Annotated in this window: 6 protein-coding genes; 5 read left to right on the top strand and 1 reads right to left on the bottom strand. The window is 58.3% G+C overall.

The window, feature by feature from the left end; genetic code table 11:
- Positions 1 to 19: 19 nt before the first annotated feature.
- Positions 20 to 2,788 (bottom strand): alpha-mannosidase, encoded by a 2,769-nt coding sequence (locus tag NSS83_RS14950; protein WP_341348516.1) that lies wholly within the window; start codon positions 2,786 to 2,788, stop codon positions 20 to 22.
- A 357-nt stretch (positions 2,789 to 3,145) separates the two neighbouring features.
- Between NSS83_RS14950 and NSS83_RS14945 the strand changes: the two genes are divergently transcribed.
- The 5 genes from NSS83_RS14945 to NSS83_RS14925 are packed head-to-tail and all read left to right on the top strand — an operon-like array spanning position 3,146 to position 12,149.
- Positions 3,146 to 4,060: an ABC transporter permease subunit gene (locus NSS83_RS14945; RefSeq protein WP_341150233.1), complete on the top strand. Its 915-nt coding sequence runs from the start codon at positions 3,146 to 3,148 to the stop codon at positions 4,058 to 4,060.
- Positions 4,061 to 4,076: 16 nt separating this feature from the next.
- On the top strand, positions 4,077 to 4,988 hold the full coding sequence (locus NSS83_RS14940) for a carbohydrate ABC transporter permease (RefSeq protein WP_036694906.1): 912 nt from the start codon (positions 4,077 to 4,079) through the stop codon (positions 4,986 to 4,988).
- Positions 4,989 to 5,025: 37 nt separating this feature from the next.
- Positions 5,026 to 6,636: an extracellular solute-binding protein gene (locus NSS83_RS14935; protein ID WP_341348515.1), complete on the top strand. Its 1,611-nt coding sequence runs from the start codon at positions 5,026 to 5,028 to the stop codon at positions 6,634 to 6,636.
- Between the two features lie 29 nt (positions 6,637 to 6,665).
- Positions 6,666 to 8,969: a glycoside hydrolase family 3 N-terminal domain-containing protein gene (locus NSS83_RS14930; RefSeq protein ID WP_341348514.1), complete on the top strand. Its 2,304-nt coding sequence runs from the start codon at positions 6,666 to 6,668 to the stop codon at positions 8,967 to 8,969.
- A gap of 3 nt (positions 8,970 to 8,972) precedes the next feature.
- Positions 8,973 to 12,149: an alpha-mannosidase gene (locus NSS83_RS14925; protein WP_341348513.1), complete on the top strand. Its 3,177-nt coding sequence runs from the start codon at positions 8,973 to 8,975 to the stop codon at positions 12,147 to 12,149.
- The last annotated feature ends 29 nt before the right edge of the window (positions 12,150 to 12,178 follow it).

The raw sequence follows: 12,178 nt of genomic DNA, 5'->3' as shown, positions 1-12,178 counted from the left end.
TCCTCCTGGCATAGTGAATTTAGGATTTTGCGGATTTTAGAGCATAGGTGACAATTTGAGCTTTACCGACAGAGTGGCGTAGAGTGCCTGCTTCCAGGGCTTCCTGCTGTTTGCGCCGTTCCAGAATATCACTGGCATGGATGGCCTCCACGGGAAAATGCGGCGTAAGCGCGAGCTCTTGCTCTACTCCCGCCAGATTGTACCAGCGCAGGATCATGTCCTCATGCTCTGCGGACATTTTGAAGGCGGACAGCGCCAAAGTGCGGCCCTGCCATTCCAGCGGCTGATAGACCGCAGGGAGGGAACCCTCCTGCCAGCCGGTCTGAACCGTGAACCAGGGCACCTGGTACTGATAGGCCCAGGCACAAGCCTCCGTCCAGTCTGTATCCCCGGCGAAGGGACGGACCGCGAATTCCACGGTCTGCTCGCCGAGGCACTGGGCCTCCGGTGTAGGGAACACACCCCAGTCGCCCAGCTCCGATACGCTGCGCAGCAGGGTGACAGCAATCGTGTTGCTGCCGTCCCGCAGCACCTCGTATTCGTTCAGCCCCTTGTTGGCCACCAGCAGTCCGGCGCTGCCGTCCGATACACTGACATAAGCCTGCTGGTGCTGGGCATTGCTTGGATTGATCCAGTCCGCAGCCGGTTCAATGTTGCGCTCGGCGGCTTCGAAGATGGAATCGGCCCGCAGGGTGGAAGCGGCCAGCCCGGTAGGGAAAAGCACGCGCAGCCGGTGATCCTTGGCCTGATTATTGAACGCGGCTGAGACCTGAACGCCGGTCCCTCCGGCCTCCAGGCTGATCCGGGTCACGATCCGCAGCGGCATCTGCTCTGCAGAACGTCCGGCCTTGCGCTGCCGGAACGGCACCATTCTGCGCTTCTCATCCTCGAACGAAGCGTCTGCGGAGGCAGGAATCGTCCATTCGTGTACGATTTCATACGTGATGCGGTAAGGCTCATGCTCAGCCAGCGAGATGCGGGCAGCGAGTCCTCTGGTAGTCAGTGCAGCATCACCTTCGGGCTGACGGAACACATATTCATTGCCGATTTCGCCGCAATTCTCATAGACGCCGAGTCCGGTGAAGCTCCAGCCCGTTCGCTTGTCGGCCACATCGTAAGAGCCATCCTCGCGGATACGTACAGCCAGGAATTCATTCTCCATCCCCTGTTCAAGGAGCATAAGCGGACCCGCATCAGCAGCACCGGCAGCTCGAGCGGATGCACCATCCAGTGACCCCGTCCAGGCGTAGGTGCTGTAGCCTAACGGCGGCACCTGCGCAGCCTCGAAGGTCAGCCGGACCATCCGGGCCATATAAGGCTTGCGGAACTGGTCATCCGGCAGCTCATAGCCGAACCGCGTACCCAGGTCCTCCGCCTTGCAAGCCACAGTCCGCCCTTGAGCGTCCAGCAGACGCCCGCTATCAAGCGCAAGCGGTAATTGATCCAGCGCTTCAGCAATCGCAGCCGGATTCGGCCCTTCCTTGAAATAACGCTTGGCGAAGATCACCGCTACGCTAACCGTTCCGCTGCGCTCCCAGCCGGTAGTATTGAAGACCGTCACCGGCCGGGACGATTCGCCCCAGCTTGCTACATTCCGGGTTCCAATCTGTGCGGAGACCGCTCTCAGACTGTCTTCAATAATAGCTTCGCCGACATGGCGGCTCTTCTCGAAGCGGCTGATCATCTCGCGGTGAACCTCATCCACACTGCAGCCGCAGATGCTGTCATGCGGGTGGTTCTGCATCAGCGTCTTCCAGGCGTAGGTCAGCAGGGCATGAGGATAAGCCTGCCCGCTAACCAGATAAGCCAATGCCGCCAGCGGCTCAGCGCCCTTCTCCAGCAGCGTCTGGCCCTGCTGGTTGAGCTGCTTCAGATAGACCCGGGCGGAAGCGGTATTCACCAGCGTCCCCCAGCCGTCTGTATGCTGACTGCGCAGCTCGCCATGCACGGTGACCAGATCCTCAGGCAGCGAAGGGGCCAGCGCCTTCAGATAAGCCTCGAAGCTGGAGTGGACAAAATCCGTGTCCGGGTACAGCTTCCGGGCGGTCTCCAGCGCATCCGCGAGATCGCGCTGCACCGGCTGATGATCACAGCCGTTCATGAACAGCAGCTCCGGGGTGGAGGCGTATTTGCCGGCATCCGCGAGCTTTTTGTCCCAGAAGACCTGAGCTTCCTCTGCATCTACAGGCACCTCATTGCCGTTGCTGTACCAGTTCGCAAACAGCAGTCCCAGCACGGTCGAGCCATCCGGGGATTCCCAGTACATCTCCGAGTAAGGCGACTCATAGCTGGTGCTGTTCAGCTCGCCGACCATATTATCGAAGCCTGTCGGCTTCACGCCACGGCCGAACACCGCAGTCTCGATGTCAGCCTGCTTGAGCAGCTGGGGGGCTTGGCCCATATTGCCGAAGGAATCGGGGAAGTAGCCGAGCTTCGAGATCACGCCATATTTTGCCGCATCCTGATGGCCGATCAGCAGATTGCGCACATTGGCCTCGGAGCTGGTCAGGAATTCATCCTGGAGCACATACCAGGGACCGATGACAATCCGGCCTTCGCGGATGAACCGCTCCAGCTGCTCTCTTTTCTCAGGATGCACTTGCAGATAGTCTTCAATAATTATGGTCTGTCCGTCCAGGTGGAAGTACCGGTAGCGCTCGTCCTGCTCCAGCGTCTCCAGCAGCTCGTTCATCAGCTTCGCCAGCAGCACATGGTGACGCTCATAAGGCATATACCATTCCCGGTCCCAATGGGTGTGTGAGATCAGGTGGGCAGTTGTACGGGTCATGACAGAAACCTCCTATATGTCAGTCGGGTGTTGTAGCGTTGGCATTCGTAGCAAATGTTTGCATACCTGCCGGGGGAGCACAATATGTAACTTTTGCAGGGGGGAGGAGGGTTCATAATTCACACATTTACCGCAGACAGCGGGGAGCAGCGCAGACAAGCTATTCAGCCCGTAAGCCCCGTAGCAGCGCGGTTTTACACTTGGTTAACATGACAATGCACAACCTACATATTTACGATGTCAGCTTAGTTTCTCTACAATTTGGGATGTAAGCGTTAGCAGGCAAGGCCATAGCAAGAATGCGAAGCGGATACAGATTTATGTGTAATGAAAACTAACATAGAGAGGAGTGGGAGAATGAAGGGGAACAAGTCCCTTGGCAAAAGAATCTGGCAGAATTGGGAGCTCTATCTGTTCATGCTTCCCGCGTTACTGTACTTCTTCATCTTTCATTATGGTCCGATGTACGGCATTCAGATTGCCTTCAAGAACTTCGTACCCTCCAAAGGAATTACGGGCAGCGACTGGGTAGGCTTCGACCATTTCGAACGGTTCTTCAATTCTTATTTCTTCTGGGATTTGCTGTGGAACACGTTCAGCATCAGCTTCTATGAGCTTGCCATCGGGTTTCCGCTGCCGATCATTCTGGCCCTGGCCTTCAATGAGGTCCGCAACGGCCCGTTCAAGAAGTCGGTCCAGACGGTTACCTATGCGCCGCATTTCATTTCAGTAGTCGTCATGGCAGGGATGATTATTACCTTCCTGTCGCCCTCCAGCGGAATGATTGTCCGGGCGATTGAATTCCTGGGCTTCGAGCCCGCACAGTTCCTGACCGATCCTGCCTGGTTCAAGACGGTATACGTCTTCTCGGGCGTCTGGCAGAGCACCGGGTGGGGGACGATCATCTATCTCGCGGCGCTGTCCGGCGTAGATCCGCAGCTGCATGAAGCGGCTATCGTGGATGGAGCCAGCCGGATCAAGCGGGTACTGCATATCAATCTGCCGACGATTATACCCACGATTACGATCATGCTCATTCTGAACATGGGTAACATTCTGGGCCTGGGCTTCGAGAAAATTCTGCTGCTGCAGAATTCGCTTAATATGGAAGCCTCCGATGTCATATCCACCTATGTCTACCGAGCCGGTCTGGTGAACGCCCAATACAGCTTCTCGACCGCTGTCGGATTGTTCAACTCGGTGGTCAATGTAATACTGCTCGTTACCGTCAACCGGATTGCCAAACGCACCAGTGAGAACAGCCTCTGGTAGAAAGGAGTTGAAGTCTTTGGTTACTGCGATGAAAGAATCCAGGGGAGATAAGCTGTTTCTGATCAGCACCTACATCTATCTGTGCCTTGCGCTGGTAGTGGTCCTCTATCCGCTGATCTACATCCTCAGCGCGTCCATCAGTTCGCCGCAGGATGTCAATTCGGGCGCCATGTGGCTGTTCCCGAAGAATGTGACGCTGGACGGCTACAAGCTGGTGTTCGAGAACCCGAAGATTTGGAACGGATATCTCAATACCATCATCTATACAGCTGTTGGCACGCTGCTTAATTTGGCCGTTACGCTGCCTGCCGCGTATGCGCTCAGCCGGTCTGATTTTGTCGGACGCCAGCTGTTCATGGGCCTCATTCTGTTCACAATGTTCTTCAGCGGCGGGCTGGTGCCGACGTATCTGCTCGTCAAGAACCTGGGCCTCATTAACAGCATGGGGGCGCTGATCCTGCCGGTGGCCGCATCGGTGTGGAACATCGTGGTCGCCCGCACCTTTTTCCAGTCCACCATTCCAAAAGAACTACAGGAAGCGGCCCACATCGACGGCTGTACGAATCTGAAGCTGTTCATCCGCATTATCCTGCCGCTGTCCGCGCCGATTGTCGCCGTGATGGCCCTGTTCTACGGGGTTGGACACTGGAACAGCTATTTCCCGTCCCTGATCTATTTGAACGATGAAGCCAAATATCCGCTGCAGATGGTGCTGCGCCAGATCCTGGTCCTACAGGAGATGTCGGCCGAGACCACAGGTGCAGCGATCAACGGCGAGGTAGCTATGGCCATGAACAATAAGGCAGAGACGGCATCGCTGGTCAAATATGGAGTCATCGTTGTCTCGACATTGCCCATTGTGGCGGTCTACCCGTTCCTGCAGCGTTATTTTGTCCAAGGGGTCATGATTGGCTCTGTGAAAGGCTAAAGGTTAAAATGTAATGAACCTAAGGGAGGAATTATGAATGCAGATCACACGTAAACCATGGAAGATTCTGCTGTCTTCGGCTGTGATTGTTGGGCTGCTGGCAGGCTGCGGGAGCTCCAATGAAGGCACTGCGAATAAGAGTACTGGCGAGGCTACGGTGAACAAGGAGGGCTTCCCGATTGTGAGTGAGCCGATCACTCTGAGCATGATGGCCCCGGATGTAGGCATTCAGAACTGGGAGAACATGCCGGTGCTCCAGCAGATGAAGGAGAAGACCGGGATTACGATGGAATATAAAAATGCGCCGAAGGACAGCTTCGATACCAAAAAGAATCTGGTGTTCGCCAGCGGCGATTACCCGGATATCTTCTATGCGGCCGGTCTGACGACTGCCGAGCAGATGAATTACGGCGAGCAGGGGATTTTAATCCCGCTGGAGGATCTGATCGAAGAGTATGCCCCGAACTTCAAGGCGCTGCTGGAAGAGAACCCGGATGTGCGCAAATCGATTACCGCCCCGGATGGTCATATCTACTCCCTGCCGGTGGTGGAAATGAGCCAGCACTGGTACCGTAACCCGATGTGGTACAACGGCGACTTCCTGAAGGCGCTGAACATCGATAAGCTGCCGGAAACGACCGAGGAGCTATACACCTACCTGAAGCGCGTGAAGGAGGAAGATCCGAACGGCAACGGAACTGCCGATGAGATTCCAATCTCCTCAGTGACTACAACTGCTGCGAACCTCCGCGATATCCGTACCTGGCTGCTGGGCGCTTTTGGCATCTATGAAGAAGAAATCTATGTAGACGATGCGGACAAGGTCCACTACACACCGCTTGAAGAAGGCTATAAGGAGTACCTGACGTATATGAACCGCTTGTGGTCCGAGGAGTTGCTGGATCATGAGAGCTTCTCACAGACGGCGGAGCAGAAGAAGGCCAAGGCGCAGAATAACCGCGTGGCGCTCTTTTCCGACTGGCATGCTTATATGACGAAGGGCGGAGAGCCGTCCACGGCAGATCCGATGTTCGCCCCTGTGCGCAGTGAATCGGTGTCCGCTCCGGCGATTGCCAAGAACAGAGGAATTACAACAGGCGCATTCGCCATTACGAACAGTAACCCTGCACCGGAAGCCTCGCTCCGCTGGGTAGATTACCTCTATTCCTATGAAGGCGCCCTGTTCTTCAACAAAGGGCCGGAGGGTACGCTCTGGGAGTACACCGACAAAGACAACCGCGTGAAGCAATACCTGCCTGTACCGGACGGCAAGGAAATGGAGGATTTCCGGGCCACCTTGACGCCGAACTACGGCATTCCTGCCCCAACCCTGTCCATGGATGATATTAACAAGGGGCTGAAGACAGACTTTGACCTCTGGGTAGAGCAAGAGACTAAGCAGAAGCTGCTGGATAAAGGCGCGCGGATTCCGTTCCCGGCCCTGTTCCTAACCGTGGAAGAGCAGACGGAAATCAGCAGTCTGAATTCCGACCTGAGTACCTATGTGAAGCAGATGGAAGCGAAGTTCATCACCGGTGCCGAGCCGCTGACCGGCTGGGACAACTATGTGGCTACTGTCAAGAAGATGGGCGGAGAGCGTGTAGCTGAGATTAACCAGGCTGCGTATGACCGCTGGAAAACCAACTAATTCAGGCTCGGCAGAAAGGTGCTGTAAAAATGATCTATAAGGATAAAACACAATCTGTGGCGGATCGGGTACAGGACCTGCAGCAGCGCATGACACTTGGAGAGAAGGCTGGACAATTAGTCCAGCCTTTCGGCTGGCAGTGCTATGAGAAGCAGCCGGATGGAACCACAGGCATGACCGAAGCCTTCAAGCGGCAGGTGGCCGCCGGAGGTGTCGGCTCCCTGTATGGAACGCTGCGCGCCGACCCGTGGACCGGAGTTACGCTGGAGACCGGCCTGTCCCCGAAGGAAGGGGCGGAGGCGGTCAATGCGATTCAGGCCTATGCGATGAAGGAGAGCCGGCTCGGGATTCCGATTCTGTTCGGGGAGGAATGCTCCCACGGACATATGGCGATCGGGGCGACTGTATTTCCGGTGCCGCTTGCACTGGGCAGCATGTGGAACCCGGAGCTGTACCGGGAGATGTGCCGGGTGGTAGCGCTGGAGACCCGCAGCCAAGGCGGGGCGGCGACCTACTCGCCGGTGCTGGATGTGGTGCGTGATCCGCGCTGGGGCCGGACGGAGGAGACCTTCGGCGAAGACCCGTTCCTGATTGCGGCTATGGGTGTGGAGGCTGTGAAGGGCTTGCAGGGAGAACGGCTGGACGCGGAGGATTCCGTGCTGGCCACCTTGAAGCATTTCGCCGCCTACGGCAGCTCGGAAGGCGGGCGGAACTCCGCGCCCGTGCATATGGGACTGCGCGAGCTGCATGAGGTTGATCTGCTGCCGTTCCGTAAGGCGGTAGAGGCGGGTGCGCTGTCCATTATGACAGCGTACAACGAGATTGACGGCGTGCCGTGTACGACGAACCGTTATCTGTTGCAGGATGTGCTGCGGGAAGAGTGGGGCTTCGAAGGCTTCGTGATCACGGACTGCGGAGCGCTGGGCATGCTGACGAATGGTCATAACACCGCAGATAGCGGAGAAACAGCTGTAGCGCAGGCACTGCTGGCAGGCATCGATATGGAGATGTCGGGCGAGATGTTCGAGCAGCATATCGCGGCTGCTATCACACACGGACGGCTGCAGGAATCCGATCTGGACCGCGCGGCGGCGCGGATTCTGGAGCTGAAGTTCAAGCTCGGGCTGTTCGACCGACCCTATGCCGATCCTGAGCAGGCGGAGAGCATCATCGGCAAGCCGGAGCACCGTGAGCTGGCCCGGAAGATTGCCGGTGAGAGCATCATCATGCTGAAAAATGAGAACGCAGCGCTGCCGCTGAGTAAGGGGATTCGCAAGCTTGCTGTGATCGGTCCCAATGCGGATGCCCCGTACAACCAGCTTGGCGACTACACCTCGCCGCAGCCCGCAGGCGCGATTGTTACGGTGCTGGAGGGGATCCGGCAGGCGCTGGGCGGCGGAGCGGATAAGGTCCTGTATGCGCCCGGCTGCCGGATTAAGGGGGATTCCCGGGAAGGCTTTGCCCCTGCGCTGGCCTGTGCGGCCGAAGCCGATGCGGTAGTGCTGGCGATCGGCGGCTCCAGCGCCAGAGACTTCGGGGAGGGGACGATTGATCTGCTCACCGGCGCTTCTGTCGTGACGGAGCATTCCTGGAGCGACATGGAATGCGGGGAGGGCATCGACCGGTCCACGCTGAATCTGATGGGCGTGCAGCTTGAATTGGCGCAGGAGCTACACAAGCTGGGCAAGCCGCTGATTGTGGTCTATATCAACGGCCGCCCGATTGCCGAGCCTTGGATTGTAGAGCACGCAGACGCTATTCTGGAGGCATGGTACCCGGGCCAGGAGGGCGGACATGCGATTGCCGACATTCTGTTCGGTGAGGTGAATCCTTCCGGGCGGCTGACGATCAGCATCCCGAAGCATGTCGGTCAGCTGCCCGTGTACTACTATAAGCGGCGGACGAGAGGCAAACGGTATCTGGAGACGGACTTCCATGCTGAATATCCCTTCGGCTATGGTCTTAGCTTCAGTGAATTCAACTACAGCAACCTGAAGGTGGAGCCTCCTGTAATCTCTGCGGATGAAGAAGCGCTTGTCTCCGTGGATGTAACTAACAGCGGTGACCGGGCGGGCAGCGAGGTGGTCCAGCTGTATATTTCCGACTTGGCCTCTTCCATTACCCGGCCCGAGAAGCAGCTGAAGGGCTTCCGCAAAATCAGCCTTCAGCCGGGAGACACGCAGACGGTTACGTTCCGTGTAGGCCGGGAGGAGCTGGAGTATGTATCGGCGGATCTGACGCGGATCGTGGAGCCGGGTGAATTCACGGTGATGGCAGGCCCGCACTCCGCCGAGTACCTGAGTGCACCGCTCCGGGTCCGGGAGGAGGGCTAAGCCATGAAGCGTATGAACCGGTTCACCGCGTGGCTGGCGAAGCGGCAGTGGGCTGAGAAGATTGAGCTTGCGGAGTGGAGCATGCGTAAATCCCGCTACCTTACTCCCGGCTGCTATGAGCATGAGGAGGAAGTGCATCAGGAATACAATATTTCTCTGCTGGACGGTGGGTATGGCACTACGTATTTCCTTCACCGGGAGATTACGGTTCCGGGAGACTGGGCACCGGAAGAAGCGGCGCTGCTCTATCTGGGACGCGGGGAAGGCCTGCTGAGGCTGGGCGGAACGCCCTATCATGGCCTGGACAGCAATCACTGGTTCATTCCGCTGCCTTCCGGCCGTGCGGGCGAATGCCTGACGCTTGACATCGAGCTGTATGATCCGGTGCCTGAGCCGGAGGACCCGCTGAACCGGCAGGCGGTGATTAAGCCGCCGCTGACGGGCATTGAAATTAAGCTTGTGCGCGTCAATCGTCCGGTATACAGCCTGCTGCATACGGTGCGAATCGTACACGAAGCGGCCCTCCTGCTGCCGGAGGGAGACATGCGCCGCCTCCGCAGCCTTAAGGCGCTGGAGCGGGTCATGGACACGCTTTATATGAAGGAGGAGCTGCTGCTGGACGGCGGTGCCGTAACTGCGGCAGAACAACAGCTGCGGGAAGCTGCGGCAGCCGAGCGGCCTGCGGGGTTGAACCCGGGGACGATGCACATGGTCGGCCAGTCGCATATTGATGTGGCTTGGCTGTGGCCGGTCCGGGAGACGGTCCGCAAGGTCAGCCGGACCTTCTCCACCGTCTGCACCCTGATGGACAAGTACCCGGACTTTCGGTATTCGCAGAGCCAGCCCCAGCTCTATGCCTTCGCCAAAGAGCATTATCCCGAGCTGTACGGGCGGATCAAGGAGCGGATTGCCGAAGGCCGGTGGGAGCTGGTCGGAGGCATGTGGGTGGAGCCCGATCTGAACATTCCCGGCGGGGAGTCGCTGGTCCGGCAAATGCTGTACGGCCAGGACTTCTATATGAAGGAATTCGGCAAGCAGTCCACGATTGAATGGCTGCCGGATACGTTCGGCTATTGCGCCTCCCTGCCGCAGCTGCTGAAGCAGGCGGGCATCGATTATTTCATGACCACCAAGCTGGGCTGGAATGATACCAATCCCTTCCCGCATACCTTATTCCATTGGGTCGGCATTGACGGGACGAAGATTGTGGCCTATCAGAACCATGGGGTGAACGAGCATACGCATCCGAAGGATGTGCAGGAGCACTGGGAGGCCTACGCCCAGAAGGAAGAGCACGATGAGCTGATGCTGCTCTACGGCCACGGCGACGGCGGAGGCGGGGTCACCCACGAGATGCTGGAATATGTGAGCCGCACCGATCTTGCGCCGGGCCAGCCGGTTAGCGAATTCTCGACGGCGGAAGCCTTCTTCTCGGAGATTGGCGCGCGCCAGCCGGAGCTTCCGGCGTGGCACGGCGATCTCTATCTGGAGCTGCACCGGGGAACCTTCACGACCCATGCCTTCAATAAGCGCAGCAACCGCAAGGCGGAGATTTTGTACCGGCAGGCGGAGATTTGGAGTGTGCTGGCGGAGAAGGACGGTGCTCTGGATCTGGAGCAGCCGGATCAGCCGGATGTGCAGCATCTGTTGCCCTCCGGGGAGCTAGCCGGGGGCTGGAAGCTGCTGCTTCTCAACCAGTTCCACGACATCATCCCGGGGACTTCCATCCCGGAGGTGTATACGACCTCGCGGGAGGAATATGCGGAGATCTTCCGTCTGGGCAGGCAGGTGCTGGACCGCTCCTTGCATGCTCTGGCGGCTGAGGTGAATACATCGGGCGAGGGCCGTCCCTATGTGGTCTTCAACAGCTTGGGCTGGGAGCGGACGGAGCTGCTTCGGCTGGAGGGGGGGCCTGAGCTGGCTGCTATGCAGGCCTTCGATGAAGATGGCCTGTTGCCTAGTGAATGCTGGAACACAGAGGGTGGAGGGGACAGCTGCACGCTGGCTGTGCAGGTCCGCAAGGTTCCGGCCTTCGGCTGCCGGGCAATCTGGCTGCGGGAGGCTGCGGAGCCAGCCGGAGTAAGGGATGTGTCGCGTGCAGATTCTTCTGCTAATGGAGACGGCTTCCCGGAGCAATGGGAGACGGACCATTATATCCTGACCTTCAATGAAGATGGAGAGATCAGCCGCTGGTATGACAAAAGCGCTGGCCGCGAGCTGCTCCAGCCCGGCCAAACCGGGAACCAGCTGCAGTTCTATCATGACACCCCGCCGCTGTGGGATGCCTGGGATATAGATCCGCGTTATGAGCAGCAGCCTGCGGGCAAAGCAAAGCTGCTGGACCGCCGGGTGGTCAGCAGCGGTCCTGTGCAGACCGTGCTGAAGTTCCGCTGGCAGCTCGGTGAATCGCAGATTGAGCAGGAGATTATACTGCCCCGGAACAGCCGCAGAGTGGATTTCCGCACCCGCGTAAGCTGGAGGGAGCAGCATAAGCTGCTGAAGGTTGCTTTTCCGGTGGACATTGTGGCCGCGAAGGCTACCTATGAGATTCCGTTCGGCGCGCTGGAGCGCCCGACCCACCGCAACACCAGCTGGGAGCAGGCGCAATTCGAGGTCTGCGGACACCGCTGGGCCGATTTGTCCGAAGGCGGCTACGGCGTTAGTCTGCTGAACGACTGCAAATACGGCTATGACATCCATGACGGAGTGCTGCGGCTTTCGCTGCTGCGCTCTCCGCGCTGGCCGGACCGCAATGCCGACCAGGGGGAGCATGAATTCACATACTCGCTCTATCCGCACAGCGGAGAGTGGCGGCAGGCCGATACAGTACAGGAAGCGGCAGCGCTGAATGAGCCGCTGCTGGCGATTAACGAAGCTGCACATTCCGGCCGCTATCCAAGCACCCATGCCTGGCTTGCCTTCCAGAGCAGCCACGTCATGCTTGACACGATCAAGCCAGCCGAGGACGGCAGCGGCACAATTGTCCGATTGTATGAAGCGGCGGGCAGCAGAGAGACGGCTGCACTGGACTGGAAGGACGAGGACGTCCGCGCCTGCCGCGTCAATCTGCTGGAGAGCAGGACCGGCTCCGTGGAGACCACCGGCGGCGTCATCCCGCTGTCCTTCAGACCCTATGAGGTACAGACGCTTAAGTTATATAAGAAGCACGAAAGTAATTAACAGAAAGCAGAGAAGCGGAGGGGGAATTT

This window comes from Paenibacillus sp. FSL H3-0469, from assembly GCF_038051945.1.
Lineage (GTDB): Bacteria > Bacillota > Bacilli > Paenibacillales > Paenibacillaceae > Paenibacillus_AQ.
This window is presented reverse-complemented; position numbering and strand designations above follow the sequence as displayed.